The following is a 22,796-nucleotide window of genomic DNA, read 5'->3' as shown; positions in this document are numbered from 1 at the left end:
AACAATCCTAATTACTAAGATGAAATTGCACTATTATACTATACATTTTTTCTTGTAAGTATTTATAAAGAATATAATACGAGAAAAAAATTTTTAGGTATAAGGGGAGGATTATAATGAAGTTTAGTAAGATTTCAAGAAAACTTATGGCTGCGGGATTATGTTTGACAATGATGATAAGTAATACATCTTTAGTAGCTACTGCAGAAACAGTTCAGCAACAAGGTAGCGGGAATGTTAGTGCAAGTAAAGAAAGTAATTATATCACTATTGAAAACGATTATATTAAAAGAGAGTTTTCAATTGTTGATGGAAGGGTATTAACTAGCTTAATTCAAAATAATAGAGCTAATACAACATTAGTACCACAATCTGGATCGGAAGATTTTGTGATTAATATATTACAGGATGATGAAGATTCAGGTGAAGGAGAAGGTGAAGTTAATAAAGGAACAGCTCCAACACAAGTTATAGATCGTACTGAATGGAGTGCAACACTTTCTTCAAATGATGGAACTCAATATCAAGAATCAGATGTAGCTAAATTGTTCGATGGAAATAAAGATAGTTATATTGATCGCTATCAAATTTCAGGTTATCCGGTATCGTTAAAAATTGATTTAGGTGAAGTTAAAGAAGTATCATCTTTTTCATATTTAAAAAGACCAGGATATTCAGAATCAGCTTATGGTAAAAATGGTACTATGGGAGAGTATAGGCTGTATGTAAGTGAAGATGGTGATAATTGGGTAGAAGCAGGTTTAGGTGAATTTACTGAAAAAGATCATAACTTACATGAAGAAGGAGGTCTACATAATGTAGGAGATATTGTTTATGGAAATTTTGATCAAACATATACAACTAGATATGTGAGAATAGATCAATTATCTGATGCATTAGGTAGTACACAAGAGTTTACTGGCTCAGAAATAAACTTATTTGAAGATGTTTATAAGGTAGATGAAACTCCAGATGTGTCAGAAGAGGCTAGTAAAACCGAAATCAAATCAAGTGACTTAATTATTAATACCGAAGCTACAAAAATTGAAGATATTGAAAATGGTAAAAAGTTAACTATTTCATATGAACCATATATATTTAATGGAGTAGAATATTTAATTGATATGGTAACTGTTCTTGAAGGGGATGATCATTATATGAGATCATTCTTAGAGATTCAAGTAAATGATGAGTCAGCTAGAATTGATTATATAGATTTAGATAATTTTATTTTGTCTAATGATATAGAGGATACATTATGGTCACATCCAGACTTAAAAGATGTATCATCAATGTGGATAGGGAAAAATGAATTAATGCTAGGACAACCTATTTATGCAAATGGTATGTTCTTTGGTTCAGAATTCCCAGCAGCAGATACGGATATAGTAAGTGATGAAATGCAAATTAGATATTATAGTGGAAAGAGCTTTGAACAATTAAGATCAGATAATCAATTAACTACAGATGGTAAATTTGTATCTTGGCAAAATGTTGTAGGGGCAGCCCAAGGCATTGATACTGATGTTGTTCAAACTGACTTTTATGAATATATTTCAGAAATAGCAACACCAACTGAGTTTAGAAAACAATATAACTCTTGGTATGACAATATGCTTGGAATTACAGATGAAAGTATTGCAAAATCTTTTTATGGTTCTGAAAAAGGATTAACTGAAAATGGTATAGAACCAGTTGATTCATATGTTGTTGATGATGGATGGAATAACTATAGAGATGAGGAGTTTAATCCAAATATTTCATCAGCAGATGCTGGAGAAAGCATGAATCGTACTGGATTCTGGGAATTTAATGATAAGTTCCCTAATGAATTATACACTTCTACAGAATTAACTAATAAGTTCCAATCAAAATTTGGTGTTTGGGTAGGGCCACAAGGTGGATATAACTACTTTGGTGGATTTGCGAAATATATGGAAAAAATGGGAACTGGATATGTTCAAAGTGATTATTGGAACAATGTTTGCGTTGGTTCAGATAAATATGTAAATAACTTAACTAGTATGTTTGTTGATTACCAAGAAAGATTTGATGTTGATTATTGGAAAATTGATGGATTCGCAGTTAGACCTTGTACAAATGAAAATCATGACCATATGACAGGTGGTACAAATAATATGTACTATACAACTGATTTATGGGAAAAGTGGACAGATGCATGGGAAGAAATGAGAGAAAATCGTGCTGAAGAAGGAAAAGATTTATTTATTAATGCAACTTGTTATGTAAACTTAAGCCCATGGATATTACAATGGGTAAATACTGTATGGGTACAAGATTCTGGTGATACAGGACAAGCTGGAACTGGTGCAAGACATCAACAAAAAATAACTTATAGAGATAATGTTTACTATAACTTGTTTAAAGTAAACCAAGTTCAATTCCCATTAAAGAATATATATAACCATGACCCTATTTATGGTGTATCGGATGGAAGTTCAGCAACTACAGAAGATTTTAGAGATTTCTTATTTGCTAACTCTGTTAGAGGAACAGCATTCTGGGAATTATATTATTCACCATCAATAATGGATGATGAAAAATGGCAAGTAAATGCAGATGCAATAAACTTTGCAGAAACCAATTCTCATATATTAGAAAAGGCTAAGCTATTTGGCAATAGAGCAACTCAAGGTGTTTATGGATATTCATGCTGGGATGGAAATGAAGGTATAGTTTCATTTAGAAACCCAACAGGAGAAGTGCAAGAATACTCATTACAACTAACAGATGTAGTTGGAGTTCCTAAGACGGTTTCAAACTTAAGAGGAAATCAAGTATTACCATATGTTGTAGGTGAAACTGAAGCAGTATCTTATGGAGATACTATTACAGTTACTTTAGAGCCTTATGAAACTATAATTCTTCAATATGGTAATTTAGATAATGAAGCAGCAGAAATAGTATCTGCTAAAGTAACTGGAGATAGTGAAATTACTGTTAAGTTCAATGAACGTGTTGAAAATGGTGATGGAGTTTATACAGTAGAAGGTAACGAAGTAGTATCTACAGAGTTAGAAGCTGATTATAGAACTATAGTAATTAATACTGCAAACAAAGTAAGTGATACTGTTAAGTTAAATATTAATGGTGAAAGAGATAGTATCGGAAATTCAATGATAGCTACTTTAGAAATACCAGTTTATGATAATGAAAAAGTTATATTTGTACAAACTGGAGAAGAGTTAGTTGATGGAGAAAATATTACTAAGAAATATAATGGGAATATTGATACTTTCTTATTAGATATTAATAAGACTTATGAGTTAAAATCAAATAAAGTATTTGAAGGAACAACTGATTTTGGAATTTCAATGGCGGTAAGTACAACTTCAAATAATGTTAATTTATTTAGCCAAGGTGAAGATATTAAATTAACTATTGATGAAGAAGGGTATTTAAATTTACAAGTTAAAGATTTAGCAGTAAATTCTAAATCAGAAGTAACTACAGTAGTGGAAAAGGCTCATGGAACTTTTGGAACAGACGAATATGTACCAACTTCAACAGAATCAACTTATGTTGGTAAGATAAATGATGGAAAGTTACATCATATTGCAGCAGTTCGTGAAGTAAATGGTATGCTTAAGATTTATATTGATGGGGAATTAGCAAATTCATCATATGATGAATTATTAGTAAATCAAGAAATTGCTAGTGGAAAAGTTCAAATTGCAGATAATAACTTTAAAGGTATTTTAGGAAATATTGAATTAAGAAATAATTCTATTTACTATGATGAAGCTAAAGAAATTTATGAAGGATATAAGAGTGAAGCTATAATTGAATATAGCAGAGAAAATTGGACTGCAACTGCTTGTTCTGAAATGTCAGGTTCAACTGGAGATGGTAATGCAGAATGTGCTATTGATGGGAATTTAGGAAGCTGGTGGCATACAAATTATATTGGTGGAGATAATCACGAAGGCAACCACTGGTTAGCAGTTGATTTTGGTGGAGAAATTACTTTTGATACAGTAAATGTTGTTTCAAGAGGCAAAGGAACAAATGGATCAATTAAAGATTATAAATTAGAAGGTAAAGTAAATGGGGAGTGGACAACTCTTAAAGAGGATGCTTTTATTGATGGAGTTAATGATTCAATAGTATTCGATGAAGATATTACAGCAAGTGCAATTCGTATAACTGTATTATCTACATTTAATGGAGCAAATTTTGCTGCAATAAAAGAGATAACTGCAACTAAGAAGGATAGAGCAGCAACAGATGAAGAAAAGGTTGAATTAGCTTCATTAGTAAAAAATATTGATGCTAATGATTATACAATAGCAACTGTAAATAGGTATAATAGAGTTGTTAATAAAGTTACTGCTTTAGATGAAATAAATACACTTCAATTAGGTGAATTAAAGGCTGAATTAATAGCTGCATATGATGGATTATTAGAAGCTAAAGAATTAAATGATTTATTAGCAAAAGTTAAAGAGTTAAATGAATTAGATTATACTGTAGAATCTTGGGCAGTATTAGCTAATGCTTTAAATAGTGTAAATTCAGTAGTTTCAAATATAGAATCAGTAAAAGCAGATGTAGATAATGTATTAAATATATTGAATACTGCTGTAAATGATTTAGAAAAGGCTGAAGAAAAACCAGAAAAGCCAGAGGAAATATTTAAAATGCACTTAGAAATTGCTGTTGGAGAGGCTGAAAAAGTAACTGAAGAAGAATTAGCTTCAGTGGTTACAGCAGTAGTTAATGAATTTAAAGCTGCACTGGAAGAAGCAAAGGCAATTTTAGCAAATTCAAATGCTACACAAGAATCAATAGATACATCTTTTGATAGATTAAGTGCAGTAATGCAACTTTTATGTTTCCAAAAGGGAGATAAAGAAGCTTTAATTTTATTAATTGATAGAATTAATGGATTAAATGGAGATGAATATATTAAATCAACTTGGGATAAGTTAGAAGCACAATTATCACTTGCTAATATTGTAGTAAATGATGAAAATGCTATGGAGGAAGAAGTAAAAGATTCTTATAATGATTTATTAAGATCATTCTTATCGTTAAGGTTAAAACCAAGTAAAGATAAGTTAGAAGGATTAATAAATAAGGTGGAAGGATTAAATATTACTAATTATACAGCTGAAACTTGGAGTAATGTTGAGAAGGCATTAAGGAATGCTAAAAATGTTATGGAAAATCAAGAAGCAACGGCTACTGAAATAGCTAAAGCTGAAGAAAATCTAACAAAAGCAATAAATGGATTAGTTAAAGCAAATCATAGTACTAATAATGGAAATAGCAGTAATTCTCAAAATCAAAACTCTAATAATATAGTAAGTGGGGATAACAATAGTAATAGTCAAAATAGTGGAAAACTACCTGATACAGGTTCACCAGTAAGAGGTATAGGTGTAGTTTTAGCTAGTGGATTAATGGCATTAGGATATACTTTAACTAAAAAACGTAGATAATAAAATGATTATAAATTAAAATAGTTGATAAGCTATGAGATATGCTTCCTTTTAGTAATCAGTTTAATAGTAAACTGAGCTATAAAGGGAGCATTTTTCGTAATTTTAAATAAATATATAAATGAAGTTATTTTGCATAAGGATTAATGGTATAATAGTTAAATAAATAGAGAATGTAAGCAATTATAATTTTTAAAAATATATTGACAGGAAAATTATGTAGTGTTAATATTTTGTTCATATAATGAACAATTGATTATATAGGAATATGATAATGGGTGATATATATGATATTAATAGATAGATGGATGAAGATTTTAGAATATTTAAAAGAAAAGAAGTTTGCTACAGTTGAAGAAATGATGGAAAATTTTAAGATATCAAGGTCAACATTAAGACGTGATTTAATAGCAATGGAAGAAAGAGGACATATTAAGAGAACTCGTGGCGGAGCAGAAATAGTAGAGCAAAATAATATAGATGCATATTGTGATATAGAAAAAATTTTTACTAATAAGAAGGAAGAAAAGATTAGGATTGCCAAAAAAGCTGCTGAAATTATAAAAGATAATGATGTTATATTTATAGATTCAGGTTCAACATGCTATTTTATGATAGATTATATTAGTGCAAAGAATATAACAGTTGTAACTAATGGTATTCTTCATATTCAAAGGCTTATGGAAAAGGGAATAAATACTTATATTTTAGGTGGGTATGCAAAGCCAGAGTTAAATTTAATAGAAGGTGAAGATATTGTAAAAAAAATTAATGATATGAACTTTGATATTGCTTTTTTAGGAACTATGGGAATAGATACTAAGGGTGGATTTACTACTGATATGCTAAGTGATGGTCAAGTAAAAAAGGCTGTTATTGCTTCATCTGATAAGTGTTATGTGCTTGCAGACACATCTAAATTTAACATTAAGAGGTTTTATACTTATGGAGAATTTTCTCAAGCTATAGTAATTACCGAAGCTAAAATAGATTTTGAAGATAAAAATTTAAATATTATATATGCGACTTAGAGTTTATTAAATAAGTTGTAGGAGTATATGTGAATTATTACTTAATTTTAATAAAATATTAAGTAATTTATAAGAGACTTTAACAAAATTATATATGAATGTAATAATTTTATTATAAACTGTGTAGAAAACATTCATATTTTTATTTTGCTAAAGTCTTTTTTATTTGAAAAATTCATAAAATGAACAAATGTTGAACTAAAATATTGACTTTTGTTCAATAAGTGATTTATAATTGAGGAAAGAGAGAATATTAATGGTAAATATATTGGAGGTAATTATGAATAGTATAAAATTCCCAGATAATTTTTTGTGGGGAGGAGCTACAGCTGCTAACCAATTTGAAGGAGCATATAATGAAGATGGTAAGGGACTATCAATTCAAGATATTATGCCAAAAGGAATAACAGGTCCAGTAACAGAAGAGCCAACAGAAGATAATATGAAACTTATTGGTATTGATTTCTATCATAGATATAAAGAGGATATAAAATTATTTGCTGAAATGGGCTTTAAAACATTTAGATTATCTATTGCTTGGTCAAGAATATTTCCTAATGGTGATGATAAAGAACCAAATGAAAAGGGGCTAGAATTCTATGATAAAGTATTTGATGAGTTAGCTAAGTATGGAATAGAACCATTAGTTACTTTATCACACTATGAAACTCCATTAGCACTTGCTAAAAATTATGATGGATGGGTAGATAGGAGACTTATAGGATTCTTTGAAAAGTATGTTAGAACAGTTTTTACAAGATATAAGGATAAGGTAAAATATTGGTTAACATTTAATGAAATAAATTCAGCTTTACATTTTCCGTTAATGAGTGCTGGAATATTGACACCAAAGGAAAAGTTAACTAAGCAAGATTTATATCAAGCAATGCATCATGAGCTTGTTGCTAGTGCATTAGCAGTTAAAATTGGACATGAAATAAATCCAGAATTTAAAATTGGATGTATGATTTTAGGAGTACCAAATTATCCATTAACTCCTATGCCAAGTGATGTATTGAAAGCTGTAGAACAAGATAGAGCAAATCTTTTCTTTGCTGATATTCATGCAAGAGGAGAGTATCCAAAATATATGAATAGATATTTCAAAGAAAATAATATTGAAATTAAGTTTGAAGATGGAGATGCAGAAATATTAAAAAATACAGTAGACTTTATTTCATTTAGCTACTATATGAGTTCATGTGCCACTGCAGATCCAGAGAAGAATAAAGCTGGTAAGGGAAATCTTATACCGGGAGTACCAAATCCATATTTAAAAGCATCTGATTGGGGATGGCAAATAGATCCAGAAGGGTTAAGATATATTCTAAACTTCTTCTATGACAGATATCAAAAACCATTATTCATAGTTGAAAATGGACTAGGAGCAGTAGATGAATTAATTATTGATGAAAATGGTAATAAAACTGTTAATGATGATTATAGAATTAATTACTTAAATGATCACTTAGTTCAAGTTGCAGAAGCAATTGAAGATGGTGTAGAACTTATGGGATACACTACTTGGGGATGTATAGATTTAGTATCAGCATCAACTGCAGAGCTTAAGAAGAGATATGGATTCATCTATGTAGATAGAAATGATGATGGAACTGGAACGTTAGAAAGATATAAGAAAAAAAGCTTTGATTGGTATAAAGAAGTTATAGCAACTAATGGTGGAAGCTTAAAAAGATAATATGAACTAAAACAAAAATTTCCTTTATATAATGTATAAAAAGTATAATGTATATTGAAATAAGATTAAAAGTGTATTTAAAATTATATTAGTAAATAGGCGCTTACATTAAATGTAAGTGCCTATTGTTTATATAAATTAATAATATAGGGGAAGCTATATAATATAGTTATTATAAATTTTACAGGTAGGTATTTTAAAAGATGATATGTTACAAGTTTGTATTAAGCTAATTAGTTAATTTAGTAGAAATAATCAAAATATAAGGGAGAAAGCAATGAGTAAAAAAATATTTAATTTAGAAAATACATATATAAACCTTCCAAATATTTTTTATACAAAGCAAAATCCAAGTTGCGTACCAAAACCAGAATTAGTTATTTTAAATGATTCATTAGCAGATGAATTAGGAATGGAAGTAAACTTATTAAAAGATGGGGATGCTATAGAAGTACTATCAGGCAACAAAGTTATTGATGGTACTACCCCTATTTCACAAGCTTATGCTGGACATCAATTTGGATATTTTAATATGTTAGGTGATGGTAGAGCTATACTTCTTGGTGAATATGTAACAAAGAATGGAGAAAGGATAGATATTCAATTGAAAGGGGCAGGTAAAACTCTCTATTCAAGAGGAGGAGATGGAAAAGCTGCACTTGGACCAATGCTTAGAGAATATATTATAAGTGAAGCTATGCATGGATTAGATATACCAACTACTCGTAGCTTAGCAGTAGTTACAACAGGTGAGAAAATAATCAGAGAAAAAATTTTAGAAGGAGCAATATTAACTCGTATAGCTTCAAGTCACATTAGAGTTGGAACATTTCAGTATGCAGCTAGATATGGAAGTATTGAAGAGCTTAAAATTTTAGCAGACTATACTATAAAAAGACACTTTAAAGAAGTAGATGATAACGAGAATAAATACCTAGCTTTATTAAAAAGTGTTGTAGAAAAACAGGCTAATCTTATTGCAAAGTGGCAATTAGTAGGATTTATACATGGGGTTATGAATACTGATAATATGACAATAAGCGGAGAAACTATCGATTATGGACCATGTGCTTTTATGGATACATATAATCCAGAAACTGTATTTAGCTCAATTGATACTAATGGACGATATGCATATGGAAATCAGCCTAATATCGCAGTATGGAATCTTGCAAGATTTGCCGAAAGTTTAATACCAATATTGAGCGAAGATAAAGATAAAGCAATTATGTTAGCTAAAAATGCTATTTCAGATTTTTCTAATATTTATATGGAAAAGTGGATGTCAGGTATGAGAAGAAAGCTAGGTTTATTCAATGAAAAGCCAGAGGATAAGTATATAATCGAAGGGATTTTAAGTATAATGAATAAGTATGGAGCAGATTATACTAATACATTTAGGGCATTAACTTTAGATAGTATTGATGAATTAGAAATGAGTGGAATAGATGAATTTGATAAGTGGCTAAATATTTGGAGGGAAAGATTAAAAAAACAAGAACAATCAATGAAAGAAGCAAAGGAATTAATGAAAAAAAGTAATCCAGCAGTTATTCCGAGAAATCATAGGGTTGAAGAAGCTTTGGAGAAGGCTGTTAATAACCATGATTATAGTTTAATGGAAAGGCTTTTAGAAGTTCTTAAAAATCCATATGAATATTCAAAGAGTCAAGAAGAGTATGCAATAGTGAATAATAAATGTAAGACACCATATAGAACCTTTTGTGGTACTTAAATCATTGTATGGATTTAAAAAAATATATTTTTAAATTAATAGTTCAATAAATTTAGTTGTGAAAGGACAATATTCTTAACAGATATTGTCCTTTTTATATCTAAAAGCAATATATATAAATGTTTATTATATATAGGTTTATATAATATTTCTAGAGAATAAATTAATTGAACTATTTTAAAAATACAAATTCAGTAGCTGTAGAATGAGATTCAGAGTAAGCAAAATTAAGTTCAGAGAATTTTTTTATATCTTCAATATTAGTGATATTATTTTCAGCTAAATATCTTACCATAAGTCCACGAGCCATTTTAGCTTCGGTAGCTTTAACTTTAATTTTAGAGTCTTTAATACTACCAAAAATACAAGTAATAAAAATATCATCTTTTGTTAGATATTTTTCAATAATTTTACTATATTCTTTTGATGCTAAATTTAAAATTATATTGCTATCTTTAGTAATTTCATTATATAAGGTATTATTCCAAAAATCATATAAGTTTTTAAAGTTATCAGTTTTAAGCTTGGCCTGCATTTCAAGTCTATAAGGAACAACGCCATCAAAAGGTGTTAAAACACCATAAAAGCCAGATAATATTTTCAAGTTATTAGATATATAATTAAAAGCTTCATTATCAAAAGAGTGAGGTGACATATATTTATATTGAATTCCTTCATAAGCAAGTATTGCAGGTGTTAAATTTTTATGTAAATTCATATATTTATACCTATCATAATTAAGCTCTGCGATATCGTCATTGCAACTAAGTAATTTTTTTAAATCTTCATAATTAAGAGATTTTAAAATATTGAAAATAAGCTCTGTCTTATCTAGAAATTTAGGTAGAGATTCACTTATTATGTCATCATTACATATATTCATTTTTTTGGCAGGGGAAATAATTATGTTAAATCCTTGTTTTTTCATAGAACTACTCTCCTTGTTAAATATTTATTCATATTATAGCATATAGAAGTAAAAATGATTATGTTTATAAGATAATAAAATGGTAATACGAATAGATTTAGTAGTCTAAATAATAAAAATATGTAACATCATGTATGATTTATGCATAGTATAAATTAAGTATAGTTAATATTAATTATACAAAATAGGAGATGGTTTAGATGAGAAATTATAGAGAAAGGTCATGTAATGGTTATAGGTATTACAAAATGAGGAGAAGAAACTATAGCAATCTAAGTGAATCAGCTAGCAGTAAATCAAGTGAATCAGATAGCAAATCATATAGTAGATTTTATAGCAATTCAGAAAATTCATATAGTAGATCAAACTCATATAGTAACTCAAAATCATATAGTGAATCATCAAGTGACTCTTATAGTGATTCATATAGCAGATCATATAGTAGATAATAATATGTAGAGAAATCAATTATGGACAGATATTACAAAAAGGGCGAAGTAGTAAATGGGTACTCTATTATTAAAGAGATAGGTGAAGGTCGATATGGAATTGTGTATTTGGCTATAAATGATAAGAATGAAAAATGCGTAGTAAAACAATTAAAATTAGATATGCTAGAAGTAACTAGAGAGAATTTGTTTTATGAAGAAAGAATATTAACAGAGCTAAATGATTCTAAATTTCCTAAATTTATATCAAAATTTAAAGACAAATATTGTGAAGGATATTTATTGGAATATGTTGAAGGAATAGTATTCGAAGATTTATTAGTTGAGGTTGGGCATGAGTTTAGTAAGAAGGAAATTTATCAAGTTGCAGATAAACTTTTAGATTTGGTAGATATATTGCACAGCAGAAATATAGTACACCGAGATATTAGACTACCAAATATAATAATAAAAGAAAATAAGGAATTTACTTTAATTGATTTTGGTCTAGCTAGATACATTGACAAAAATCATGAGAAAGAAATAGACTATTGGTATCTTGGTGATTTTCTATTACATTTGTATTATTCATCCTATATCGAAACTGATAATGAAGAAAGACCTTGGTATGAAGAACTGGATTTAAATGATGAGGAAAAAATTTTTATAAAACGTCTTATGGGACTTGAAAAAAGTTATACAAGCATTGAAGAAATAAGAAATCAGCTTAATAAGATTAGAAGTATTAGTTAAAAATGAAATGCACCATGTGATATAAAGCGTTAATTTAAATATCATATGGTGTTTTTTATAGATAAAATAGGGGGATATACGATGAAAAATACAATTAAAATTATAGAAATGTATCCAAAAAGCTTTAAGGCAAATGTATATACCATTGATCCATTTAGAATGATAGGATTAATTGATGTAAATATTAAGTATATTTATGGAGTAGAAAGGGTAACTTTAGCTTACTTTAGGTCATCAGGAACTAATAGTGGGAAGATTAAAGGTTTGTGGTATCCAATTGTTGGAATAAAGATGAATTCTGGATATTTTACAGAATTTACAGATGATATAAATTTAATTTTAACTAAATGCACTAAAAGAGGAAGGGCAAAAGAAGGGTGGTTAGCTAAATCTTTATTTTTTGATAATGAAAGTCATAGGGAGTCTAAAGTAAGGGGATTTTCTAGTGGAACACATTATAATAGTTTATTATATATAGGAGAGACTCTAAGGGATTTATACGAAGAGGGAGATTTTAATAAAATTAATTATTTAGATTCTAAAAGATTAAATGAAATTATAATTTCAAATAATATTTATTATGGAAATAATCATAGTCAACGATATAATTATGAGGAATTTATAAAAGATATATTTAATGAAAGGCAAAATTAATAAAGATATTATTAGCAAATGTTAAAATCATTGTTAGAGTATAAAGATAATGAATATAATAAATATTGTAGATATGATTTTATAGGTGAAGAGTATGTTTGAAGAATATGTTTGTGAATTGTGTAAAAGAAGAGGTATACTAAAGGTTACACAGCATCATTTGATTCCACGTGAAGAAGGTGGTAGAAATATGGCAGTTGCATGGCTATGTTTATATTGTCATAGACAAATTCATGCATTATATACCAATAGAGAACTTGGAATGAGATTAAATACAATAGAAGCACTAGAAAGAGATGAAAAAGTTTCTAAATATTTAAAATATATAAGAAAACAACCACCAACGAAAGTTACTCCAATCAAAAAGTCAAGGGAAGTAAGAAGAAAGTCATAAAGACTTTACTTTTAATGAAAATAATAACTAAAAAACTATATATTTAAATTTTAATGGGAATACATTTAAAAAGTAGAATTTTAAATGTATCCTTTATTTGGTATAATTAATATAGAAATTACTTTAAGAGGAGATGTAAAAGTGATTAAACATATAATTTTGTGGAATTTTCAAGAAGGTAAAGGAAGCGAAGAAGATAAACTAAAAATAAAAAATGAATTAGAGGGATTAAAGGATAAAATACCAGGGATTATTAAGATTGAAGTTGTTACAACACCCATAGCAGGTAGCAATGCAGATATAATGTTAAATAGTACTTTTGAAAGTATAGAGGATTTAAATAATTATCAAGTACACGAGGAGCATATTAAAGTAGCTGAATTTGTTAGAAGTATAACTTGTAATAGAATGTGTATGGACTTTTTCTCAGTTGATGACTAATAATTTCAAATTAAAAATTAAAATATAGGGGTGAGGTATATGAATGAGGTAATAAAAAATATAAAATCAAGAAGAAGTTGTAGAGCTTATGATGAAAAACAAATATCAACAGAAGAGTTGAATGAAATATTAGAATGTGCATTATGTGGGCCAAGTGGAATGAATACTCAGGGATGTTATTATACAGCTATTCAAAATAAAGAGGTGTTACAAGAACTAAATGAAGCTGTAAAAAATGTTTTTAAGGAAATTGGTGATTCTAGAGGGGAAAATGAAAATTATAATTTTTATTATAATGCTCCAACACTTATAATAGTAACAGCAAAGAAAGATTATAAGTATTCATTCACTGATGGTTCTGCAGGACTAGAAAATATATTTTTGGCAGCAACATCTTTAGGGTTAGGATCTTGTTGGATAAATCAATTAAAAGATACTTGTGATTATAAAGTTGTTAGAAGTATTCTTAATAGATGTCATATACCAGCTGACTTCGAAGTTATAGGATGTGCAGCCATTGGATATGCATCGAAAGAAAGTATAGTTCCTAAGAGAATTCCAGGGAGAAGTTTAATAGTTAGATAATAAAAAATAATTTAAAGAATAATTTCTGATAAAATGGAATTATTCTTTTTTTGTAGTTAAAATAAGCGTATTAAGGTAAAATAATAATGTTTAATATAATTTACATAATAATTTATCTTAGTTTAAGGAAGTTAATTTTATATTATTTGAAAGGAGGAGGAATGTTATGTTTAAAATAATAACTATTTTAATACATATTATAAATCTTTTAACTATAGTTTATATGGTTTTTAATGAAAAAAGATCTGCCAATAGTATCATTGCATGGACGCTTATTTTATATGTAGCCCCAGTAATAGGATTTATAGCATTTTTACTTGTTGGAAGAAGAATGAATAAAGCTAATATGTTTGGTATAAAAAATAATGAACTAAGGATATTTGAAAATTATTTAAATCAAATTAAAGATAAAAGATATTTAAAAGGAAATAATAGCGATATGATAATGGCTCTTGAAGCTATGGATTATTCACCATATAGAGAGGATAATGCAGTCTATATGTACTCTGATGGAAAGCGATTTTTTGAAGAATTATTAAAAAGCCTTAATGAAGCAAAGAAAAGTATAAATATAGAATTTTATATATTCAAAAATGATGATATAGGAACAAAAATATTAAATATTTTAGAAGAAAAAGCTAAAGAAGGAGTTGAAGTTAGATTACTATATGATTCAGTAGGAAGTAGGTCTTTAAATAGAGATGTACTAAAAAATATAGTAAATGCTGGTGGTAAAATAGGTGAATTCTTTCCTTCATGGTTAAAATTTATTAATCTTAATATGAATTTTAGGAATCATAGAAAAATTGTTGTGATAGATAACAAAGTAGGTTTTGTTGGTGGATTTAATGTTGGAGATGAATATTTAGGTAAAAATAAAAAATTTGGCTATTGGAGAGATACGCATATAAAGTTTAAAGGATCTGCAGTGAAAGATTTAAATTTAAGATTTTTAGCAGATTGGAGATATGCAACTAAAGAAGTCATGAATTTAGAAGAAATATTAAAAGATAGTGATGAAAGAGTTAGAAATGCAGATATAGGTATGCAAATAGTATCTAGTGGACCTGATTTAAGTGATAGATATGAAATAAAATTAGGGTATTTAAAGATGATACAAAAAGCAAAAAAATATTTGTATATTCAATCACCATATTTAATTATTGATAAAAGTATAGCAGATAGTTTAAAGCTTGCTGCAACATCAGGAGTTGATGTAAGGATAATGATTCCAGGTAAAGGGGATCATCCATTAGTATATTGGGCAAATTTAGTTTATGCAGGAGAGCTAATAAAGTTTGGTGTTAAAATTTATCATTATGATAAAAATTCATTTCTTCATGCAAAAACTATTGTAATTGATGATGAAATTTGTTCTATTGGAACAGCAAATATGGATACTAGAAGTTTTGAACTTAATTTTGAAGTTTGTGCATTTATATATTCAAGTAAAATAGCAAAAGAACAAAAGGCAGAATTTAAAAAAGATATATTAAAAAGTAAAGAATTAACAATAGATGAATATAACAATAGAAATAGAGTAGTTAGAATAAAGGAATCGTTATCGAGGTTATTTTCAGGTGTTCTTTAGATTAGTAAATTAACTTACTATCTTAGAGCAACAATTAAGTGATAGGTATAGAAAGCTTAAAAAGCAAAAATTCTATACCTACTTTTTTTATAAAATTTTTAGAAAAACAAATAATGAAAAAAAAGTGAAAACAGTTTCAAAAAAAGTGTTGACAAACTTATACGTACAAGTTATTATGAATACATAAAGGGTGTACGTACAAGTTTGAGATAAAACTTAGTTATGAGACATATTAAATTGAAATAGGAGGCAAAGAGAGATGGGAAAATATATTAATGATTCAAAAGAACTACTACAGTATGTAGGAGGGAAAGATAATATAAGTGCTGTTACTCATTGTGTAACTAGAATGAGATTTGTATTAAAAAATACAGCACTAGCGGATAAAGAAAAAATAGAAAGTTTAAAATCGGTAAAAGGCACTTTTATTCAAGCTGGTCAGTTCCAAGTTATAATAGGAAATACAGTAACTGATTTTTATAATGATTTTGTAAAGGTTTCAGGTGTAGAAGGTGTAAGTAAAGATAGTGTTAAAGATGCAGCTAAGTCAAATATGACATTTATTCAAAGACTTATGGCAAACTTAGCAGAAATATTCTCACCACTTATTCCAGCAATTATAGTTGGTGGGTTAATATTAGGATTTAGAAATATAATTGGAGATGTTAAATTTTTTGAAGATGGAACTAAAACTTTAGTTGAAATCTCACAGTTCTGGGCAGGCACTCATAGTTTCTTATGGCTTATAGGTGAAGCGATATTCCACTTCTTACCTGTAGGAATTACATGGGCTATAACTAAGAAGATGGGAACAACTCAAATACTTGGTATAGTATTAGGTATTACTTTAGTATCACCACAGCTTTTAAATGCTTATGCAGTATCAGGTGGAGCAGATATTCCATTTTGGGATTTTGGATTTGCAAAGGTTAATATGATAGGTTATCAAGCACAAGTTATTCCAGCAATACTTGCAGGGTTTGTGTTAGTATACTTAGAAAGATTCTTTAGAAAAATATCACCAGCATCTATTTCAATGATAATAGTACCATTCTTTGCATTAGTGCCATCAGTACTTATTGCTCATACAGTACTTGGACCTATTGGTTGGAAAATTGGAGATGTTATATCTACAGTAGTTTATTCAGGATTAACTTCATCATTTAGAGGAATATTTGCAGGAATATTTGGATTTGTTTATGCACCTTTAGTTATTACAGGATTACATCATATGACAAATGCAATTGATCTTCAATTAATGGCACAAGTAGGTGGAACATCACTTTGGCCAATGATAGCTTTATCCAATATAGCTCAAGGATCAGCAGTACTTGCAATGGTTTATTTACAAAGAAAGAATGAAGAGGAAAAGCAAGTTTCAATACCAGCATGTATTTCAGCTTACTTAGGAGTAACAGAACCAGCATTATTTGGTGTTAACTTAAAGTATGGATTCCCATTCATTTGTGGAATGATTGGTTCAGGTATAGCAGCTATAATATCAGTTAGTAGTGGAGTTATGGCAAATGCAATTGGTATTGGAGGACTTCCAGGAATACTTTCAATTCAACCACAACATATGATGATGTTTGCAGTATCAATGGTTGTAGCAATAGTAATACCATTTATGTTAACAGTAATAGTTGGAAAAAAGAAATTAAATGTAGCTTAATATAAAGAAAATGGATAATATGCTTATAGTAAAAATTTTACTTAAAGCATATTGTCCTTCTTTGTCAATAAAGGATTATATTAAAAGGAGATAGTAAAGTATGAAAGATTTTAGAGAAAGTGTAGTTTATCAAATATACCCTAAATCATTTAATGATTCAAATGGAGATGGAATTGGAGATATAAACGGAGTAACAGAAAAATTAGATTATTTGAAAGAATTAGGAGTAGACTATATATGGTTAACTCCAGTTTATGTATCTCCTCAAAAAGATAATGGATATGATGTGGAAGATTATTATAATATAGATCCAAGAATGGGAACTATGGAAGATTTCGATAATTTAGTATTAGAAGCAAAAAAAAGAAATATAGAAATAATGCTAGATATGGTACTAAATCATACTTCTACAGAGCATAAGTGGTTTAAAAAAGCTTTGAAAGGCGATAAGAAGTATAAAGACTTTTATATATTTAGAGAAGGTAAAAATAATGAACCTCCAACTAATTGGATTTCAAAATTTGGTGGTAATGCCTGGGAGTATGTAGAAGAGTTTAATGAATATTATCTTCACTTATTTGATGTCACTCAAGGAGATTTAAATTGGGATAACGAAGAAGTGAGGAAAGAAATATATAAGATAGTAAATTTCTGGATAAATAAAGGGGTAAAGGGATTTAGATTAGATGTAATAAACCTTATATCAAAGCCAGAAACTTTTGATAATGATAGTATTGGTGATGGAAGAAGATTTTATACTGATGGACCTAATATTCACAAATATTTAAAAGAGCTTAATGAAAATACATTTGGAAGAGACGAAGATATAATAACTGTTGGAGAAATGTCATCAACTTCAGTAGATAATTGCATTAAATATTCAAATCCTGATGAGCATGAACTGTCAATGGTATTTAATTTTCACCACTTAAAGGTTGATTATGAAAATGGTGATAAGTGGACATTAATGGATTTTAACTTTAAAATGCTTAAAGATATATTTAAGACATGGCAAGAAGGTATGCAAGAAGGCAATGGATGGAGTGCAGTGTTTTGGTGTAATCATGATCAACCTAGAGCAATATCTAGATTTGGAAATGATAAAGAATATCATAAGGAAAGTGGAAAGATGTTAGCAACTACTATCCATATGATGAGGGGAACTCCTTATATTTATCAAGGAGAAGAGTTTGGAATGACTAACCCTTACTTTGAAACAATAAAAGAATATAGAGATGTTGAATCTATAAATTACTATAATATATTAAAAGAACAGGGTGAATCAGAGGAAAAGATTTTAGAAATATTAAAATCAAAATCAAGAGATAACGCTAGAACCCCTGTACAATGGAATAATGAAGGGAATGGCGGATTTACAACAGGAACACCATGGATACCAGTAGCTAAAGCATATAAAGATATAAATGCAGAAAAGGCTGTTGAGGATAAAGATTCTATATTTTATCATTATAAAAAGCTTATATCCTTAAGAAAAGAATATGATGTTATTTCAAAGGGAAATATTGAAATGATATTAGAAGAACACAATAAAGTATTAGCATATACTAGAAGTTATGATAATAAAAAATTAATAGTTTTAAGTAATTTTTATGGTGAGGAAGAAAAGGTAAATATATCAAAGGAATTATTAAGTAATAATGAAAAAGTAGATATATTAATATCAAATTATAAAGATTCAAGTGAATTAAAGGAACAAATTATTCTTAGACCTTATGAATCTATTGTGTATTATATTGAGAAATAGTAGTTGGGTATGGTAAAATAACTATGGTGATAAAATGGATAAGAAGTATTTAAATATATATAATGTAATAGTAAGTAAAATTGAAAGTAAAGAATATCAGCCTAATGATAAATTACCTTCAGAAAAGGAATTGATGGATGAGTATAGTGTATCTAGAGATACAGTAAGAAAATCTTTAAATATGTTAGAGCAAAATGGTTATATTCAAAAGACAAAAGGAAAAGGATCTTTTGTTTTAGATATAAATAAATTTAATTTTCCAGTATCTGGGGTAGTTAGTTTAAAGGAAATAGGAAAAAAAATAAATAGTCCTATAGAAACTACTGTAGAGGCTTTAGAATGTATAATTCCTAAAAAAAATATTACAAGTGGGCTAGAGTTAAATCCAGATGATAAGGTATGGAGAATAGTTAGAGCTAGATCAATGGATGGCGAAAAAGTAATTTTAGATAAAGATTATGTTGCTGAAAAGTTTGTTAAGAATCTTACAGAAGATATTTGTAGAAATTCCTTATATGAATATGTAGAAGGTGAACTTGGATTAAAGATTGCATATGCAAAAAAAGAAATAACAGTTCAAAATGCTACAGAAGAGGACAAAAAATATTTAGATATGAAGGGCTTTGAAATGATAGTAGTTGTAAAAAGCTATACATATTTAGATGATACAAGCTTATTCCAATATACAGAATCTAGACATAGACCAGACAAATTTGTCTTCGTGGATTTTGCAAGAAGACACTAGAGATACTTCAAGAAAAATATAATAAAAAATTAATGTCCCTGCTACATTTAATTACTATACTTGTAGCAGGGACATTAATTTTATTGTTGAGATTCTACTTTTTGAATCCAGTCTTTTACTTGTGGAGTTAGGCATGCCATATCTTTTGAGTTTACTTTTGAAACAAATAATAAATCTCTACTACCTATTGTAGGGGCAAGTTTATCTAATATTTCATCACAAGTTAATGAAGATTCAACAAGAAAACTTGTTGGCATAAATTGTGCCCAACGGCCTAATGATTCTATTACTCCGATTAAATCATAATCATCATCTCCACCACAGCCGCAATCATCATCTCCACATCCACAATTTTCTGAATGCTCATGATTATCGTCACAGTTACAACTATGATCATGTGAGTGGTCTTCACAACCACAACCTTCATGTTCATGGAACTGTTCTTGTAAATAATATGTTATTAAATGTACTGCCATAAATAAACCTCTTTTCATATTCGTTGATTATAAGTGTATACTATAAAATTTTAAAATACAAACAATAATTAAAATAAATTAAGAAAGAGTATTTGCAACATAAGATTTTAATTCTTGTAAGAAAATATCAGCTGCTTTTGAAAGTATTAATTCTTTTGGATAAATAAATGAAAATGATCTACTAAATTCTGTATTAAGATTTAAAGTAGATAGTTCCTTCCTTGCTTCAGCTTCAGAAACTACAAGGCTAGAAATAATAGTTATACCTAAGTTATTTCTAACAGCTTCTTTAACAGCTAAATTACTTCCTAAAACCATAATGCTTTTAGGAACAATTTTATTTTGAGTTAAAAATAAATTAAGATATTCTCTAGTTCCAGAACCATCTTCTCTAGCTATCCATTTTTGATTTTGAAGAGAATCTATATTTAGATCATTATTCTTTAAATTATCACTATATGGAGTTGCTAAAACTAAGCTGTCCTCTAAAAAATATTCTTGTTTAAAAAAAGTAGAAGAAATAGAACCTTCAATAATACCTATATCTAAAGTCATTTTCTTTAAATGTTCAGAAATTAGAGAAGTATTTTCAATGACTATTTCTACATCTATATCAGGATATTTTTCAGAAAAATAAGATAAAAATTTTGGAAGAACATATTCTCCGATAGTCAAACTAGCACCAATTCTAATACTTCCTTTAGTAGAATTAGAAAGATTTTTAACATCTGAATAAGTGACTTCTAAAAGATGTAAAATTTCTTTTGCTCTTTTATATAAGGTATATCCGCTTTCAGTAATAGAAATAGTTTTTTGTTTGACAGAACGATTTATTAATGTTACTCCAAAAGAGCTTTCTAAATTCTTAATATGAGTACTAACACTTGGTTGAGAAAGATTCAAGTGTTCAGCAGCTTTAGTGAAATTTTGAAAATCAACTACAGCAATAAATGTTTTAAATTCTTCTAGCAAATTGAACTCCTCCTAAATTAATTTAAGTAGATTTAAAAAAAAATATGTAAACTTTTTTTTAGTAATTAATAAAAGTAATAACTTTTATGTTAAAGGACAAAATAATATTGTTAATAATATTATACACTAATTATTAATAAAAGTAATGATTATTATGTTAAAGATTTATTTTACTTATGATAATTTCATATATATACTAATTACGTAAATGAAAAAAGTAATTGGGAGGTAAATTAAAATTATGAATAATAATAAATTTGTTAAATATGTTAAGGAAATATTACCAGGACTTTTAGTATCGGTAGTAGTAGCTCTTATAGGAATATTTATTGCTAAATTTGTACCCCAATTAGGAGCTGGAACAATATCAATATTTTTAGGAATGTTTATTGGAAATTTATTTTTAAATCAAGATATTTTTCAAAAAGGATATAAATTTTCAGAAACTGATATATTATCATATTCTATAGTATTATTAGGTGCAACTTTAAGTGTAAGTACATTATTAGAACTAGGAATAGGTGGGTTTACATTTATAATATTACAAATGGCAATAACAATAATAGGTGTTTTATATATAGGAAAGAAATTGGGATTTAGTGAAAATTTCAGATTTTTAATGGCTAGTGGTAATGCTGTATGTGGTTCATCAGCAATAGCTGCCACAGCACCAGTAATTGATGCAGATGACAAAGATAAAGGAATAGCAATAACTATAGTAAATATTACAGGAATAGTTTTAATGTTTATTTTGCCATTAATAGCTAAGGCTTTATTTAAATCAGATGTAATGCCTACAGGAGCTCTAATTGGTGGTACTTTACAATCAGTAGGTCAAGTAGCAGCTAGTGGTGCTATGGTCGGTGAAGAAGTGAAAGATATAGCAATGATTTTTAAAATATTAAGAGTTGTATTACTTGTAGTTGTAGTATTTATATTTGGTCATTTAAAGAATAAATCAGATGGAGAAATAGTTCGCGAAGAAGTTGAAGAAATAGAAAAGAAGAAAGTAAAAATCCCTTGGTATGTAATTGGATTTTTTATTACTTGTGCATTATTTTCATTACATATAATTCCAATTTCTGTATCAAACATATGTAAGCAAATAAGCAATAACCTTGAAATAATAGCATTAGCTGCTATTGGATTAAGAGTTAATGTAAAAGAACTACTTAAGCAGGGAAAAGCAGTATCACTATATGCTTTAGGTGTTGGAACTTTACAAATAGTAGCAGCGTTAATATTAATATTTATATTAGTAAGATAATATTCTTAGTAAAAAATAGACATTAAAATTATTTATTATAATAAGTATAAAATATATTTTAAAAATATTTTAAACATAGTAATTAAGAACATAATAAATATTATATATTTATTATGTTCTCAGACTGCTGACAAAGTGTCAGTAGTCTTTAATTTTATACAAATATGTAATATAATTTAAAATATATTAATTTAT

18 protein-coding genes are annotated in these 22,796 nt (G+C 28.0%); 15 read left to right on the top strand and 3 right to left on the bottom strand.

All coding sequences use genetic code 11. From position 1 onward, the window contains the following. Positions 1-116 precede the first annotated feature (116 nt). The 4 genes from LPC13_RS13555 (at position 117) to LPC13_RS13540 (ending at position 9,930) form a co-directional block, all read left to right on the top strand. The gene (locus LPC13_RS13555) at positions 117-5,465 is read left to right on the top strand and encodes a discoidin domain-containing protein (RefSeq protein WP_234088892.1); all 5,349 of its coding nucleotides are present in this window, start codon (positions 117-119) and stop codon (positions 5,463-5,465) included. Between the two features lie 287 nt (positions 5,466-5,752). Then, the gene (locus LPC13_RS13550; RefSeq protein ID WP_195244872.1) at positions 5,753-6,496 is read left to right on the top strand and encodes a DeoR/GlpR family DNA-binding transcription regulator; all 744 of its coding nucleotides are present in this window, start codon (positions 5,753-5,755) and stop codon (positions 6,494-6,496) included. Positions 6,497-6,776: 280 nt separating this feature from the next. Beyond that, positions 6,777-8,195: a glycoside hydrolase family 1 protein gene (locus tag LPC13_RS13545; RefSeq protein WP_195244871.1), complete on the top strand. Its 1,419-nt coding sequence runs from the start codon at positions 6,777-6,779 to the stop codon at positions 8,193-8,195. Positions 8,196-8,472: 277 nt separating this feature from the next. Continuing rightward, positions 8,473-9,930, top strand: coding sequence for a protein adenylyltransferase SelO (locus tag LPC13_RS13540; protein WP_005213268.1), 1,458 nt, complete (start codon positions 8,473-8,475; stop codon positions 9,928-9,930). A gap of 172 nt (positions 9,931-10,102) precedes the next feature. On the opposite strand, the gene yaaA is transcribed toward LPC13_RS13540, so the two are convergent. Next, a complete protein-coding gene (yaaA, locus tag LPC13_RS13535; protein WP_005213267.1) occupies positions 10,103-10,858 on the bottom strand; it encodes a peroxide stress protein YaaA in 756 nt (251 codons plus the stop codon). A gap of 200 nt (positions 10,859-11,058) precedes the next feature. Here yaaA and LPC13_RS13530 point away from each other — a divergent pair, with 200 nt between their 5' ends. The 10 genes from LPC13_RS13530 (at position 11,059) to treR (ending at position 19,886) form a co-directional block, all read left to right on the top strand. Next, on the top strand, positions 11,059-11,307 hold the full coding sequence (locus tag LPC13_RS13530) for a hypothetical protein (protein WP_157464283.1): 249 nt from the start codon (positions 11,059-11,061) through the stop codon (positions 11,305-11,307). A gap of 21 nt (positions 11,308-11,328) precedes the next feature. Then, a complete protein-coding gene (locus tag LPC13_RS13525; protein WP_005213265.1) occupies positions 11,329-12,039 on the top strand; it encodes a protein kinase domain-containing protein in 711 nt (236 codons plus the stop codon). A gap of 81 nt (positions 12,040-12,120) precedes the next feature. Then, a complete protein-coding gene (locus LPC13_RS13520) occupies positions 12,121-12,693 on the top strand; it encodes a hypothetical protein (protein WP_040419401.1) in 573 nt (190 codons plus the stop codon). A gap of 94 nt (positions 12,694-12,787) precedes the next feature. Further along, positions 12,788-13,087: an HNH endonuclease signature motif containing protein gene (locus tag LPC13_RS13515; protein ID WP_005213263.1), complete on the top strand. Its 300-nt coding sequence runs from the start codon at positions 12,788-12,790 to the stop codon at positions 13,085-13,087. 141 nt (positions 13,088-13,228) lie between these two features. Then, positions 13,229-13,528: a Dabb family protein gene (locus LPC13_RS13510; RefSeq protein WP_040419407.1), complete on the top strand. Its 300-nt coding sequence runs from the start codon at positions 13,229-13,231 to the stop codon at positions 13,526-13,528. A gap of 39 nt (positions 13,529-13,567) precedes the next feature. Beyond that, positions 13,568-14,113: a nitroreductase family protein gene (locus LPC13_RS13505; protein WP_005213259.1), complete on the top strand. Its 546-nt coding sequence runs from the start codon at positions 13,568-13,570 to the stop codon at positions 14,111-14,113. A 166-nt stretch (positions 14,114-14,279) separates the two neighbouring features. Beyond that, positions 14,280-15,704 carry a cardiolipin synthase gene (gene cls, locus LPC13_RS13500; protein ID WP_005213257.1) on the top strand — a complete coding sequence of 475 codons (1,425 nt, stop codon included), beginning with the start codon at positions 14,280-14,282 and terminating at the stop codon, positions 15,702-15,704. Between the two features lie 259 nt (positions 15,705-15,963). Continuing rightward, a complete protein-coding gene (gene treP, locus LPC13_RS13495; protein WP_005213255.1) occupies positions 15,964-17,376 on the top strand; it encodes a PTS system trehalose-specific EIIBC component in 1,413 nt (470 codons plus the stop codon). Between the two features lie 100 nt (positions 17,377-17,476). Beyond that, the gene (gene treC, locus LPC13_RS13490) at positions 17,477-19,141 is read left to right on the top strand and encodes an alpha,alpha-phosphotrehalase (RefSeq protein ID WP_005213253.1); all 1,665 of its coding nucleotides are present in this window, start codon (positions 17,477-17,479) and stop codon (positions 19,139-19,141) included. Between the two features lie 34 nt (positions 19,142-19,175). Beyond that, positions 19,176-19,886: a trehalose operon repressor gene (gene treR / locus LPC13_RS13485; protein WP_005213251.1), complete on the top strand. Its 711-nt coding sequence runs from the start codon at positions 19,176-19,178 to the stop codon at positions 19,884-19,886. A gap of 80 nt (positions 19,887-19,966) precedes the next feature. Here the strand turns inward: treR and LPC13_RS13480 are convergent, their stop codons facing one another. Further along, positions 19,967-20,362 carry a hypothetical protein gene (locus LPC13_RS13480; RefSeq protein ID WP_040419397.1) on the bottom strand — a complete coding sequence of 132 codons (396 nt, stop codon included), beginning with the start codon at positions 20,360-20,362 and terminating at the stop codon, positions 19,967-19,969. Between the two features lie 78 nt (positions 20,363-20,440). Continuing rightward, entirely contained in the window at positions 20,441-21,334 is an 894-nt protein-coding gene (locus LPC13_RS13475; protein WP_005213247.1) for a LysR family transcriptional regulator, read from the bottom strand. A gap of 241 nt (positions 21,335-21,575) precedes the next feature. Between LPC13_RS13475 and LPC13_RS13470 the strand changes: the two genes are divergently transcribed. Beyond that, positions 21,576-22,601, top strand: coding sequence for a YeiH family protein (locus tag LPC13_RS13470; RefSeq protein ID WP_005213245.1), 1,026 nt, complete (start codon positions 21,576-21,578; stop codon positions 22,599-22,601). The last annotated feature ends 195 nt before the right edge of the window (positions 22,602-22,796 follow it).

The sequence above is a fragment of the Clostridium celatum genome (genome assembly GCF_021412605.1).
Taxonomy (GTDB): domain Bacteria; phylum Bacillota; class Clostridia; order Clostridiales; family Clostridiaceae; genus Clostridium; species Clostridium celatum.
This window is presented reverse-complemented; position numbering and strand designations above follow the sequence as displayed.

Bases quoted from the DNA above. Each gene is read 5' to 3' on its own strand.
- LPC13_RS13520 (WP_040419401.1), top strand. From the start codon at position 12,121: ATGAAAAATACAATTAAAATTATAGAAATGTATCCAAAAAGCTTTAAG.
- cls (WP_005213257.1), top strand. From the start codon at position 14,280: ATGTTTAAAATAATAACTATTTTAATACATATTATAAATCTTTTAACT.
- LPC13_RS13515 (WP_005213263.1), top strand. From the start codon at position 12,788: ATGTTTGAAGAATATGTTTGTGAATTGTGTAAAAGAAGAGGTATACTA.
- LPC13_RS13540 (WP_005213268.1), top strand. From the start codon at position 8,473: ATGAGTAAAAAAATATTTAATTTAGAAAATACATATATAAACCTTCCA.
- LPC13_RS13555 (WP_234088892.1), top strand. From the start codon at position 117: ATGAAGTTTAGTAAGATTTCAAGAAAACTTATGGCTGCGGGATTATGT.
- treC (WP_005213253.1), top strand. From the start codon at position 17,477: ATGAAAGATTTTAGAGAAAGTGTAGTTTATCAAATATACCCTAAATCA.
- LPC13_RS13530 (WP_157464283.1), top strand. From the start codon at position 11,059: ATGAGAAATTATAGAGAAAGGTCATGTAATGGTTATAGGTATTACAAA.
- treR (WP_005213251.1), top strand. From the start codon at position 19,176: ATGGATAAGAAGTATTTAAATATATATAATGTAATAGTAAGTAAAATT.
- treP (WP_005213255.1), top strand. From the start codon at position 15,964: ATGGGAAAATATATTAATGATTCAAAAGAACTACTACAGTATGTAGGA.
- yaaA (WP_005213267.1), bottom strand. From the start codon at position 10,858: ATGAAAAAACAAGGATTTAACATAATTATTTCCCCTGCCAAAAAAATG.
- LPC13_RS13545 (WP_195244871.1), top strand. From the start codon at position 6,777: ATGAATAGTATAAAATTCCCAGATAATTTTTTGTGGGGAGGAGCTACA.
- LPC13_RS13525 (WP_005213265.1), top strand. From the start codon at position 11,329: ATGGACAGATATTACAAAAAGGGCGAAGTAGTAAATGGGTACTCTATT.
- LPC13_RS13550 (WP_195244872.1), top strand. From the start codon at position 5,753: ATGATATTAATAGATAGATGGATGAAGATTTTAGAATATTTAAAAGAA.
- LPC13_RS13470 (WP_005213245.1), top strand. From the start codon at position 21,576: ATGAATAATAATAAATTTGTTAAATATGTTAAGGAAATATTACCAGGA.
- LPC13_RS13480 (WP_040419397.1), bottom strand. From the start codon at position 20,362: ATGGCAGTACATTTAATAACATATTATTTACAAGAACAGTTCCATGAA.
- LPC13_RS13505 (WP_005213259.1), top strand. From the start codon at position 13,568: ATGAATGAGGTAATAAAAAATATAAAATCAAGAAGAAGTTGTAGAGCT.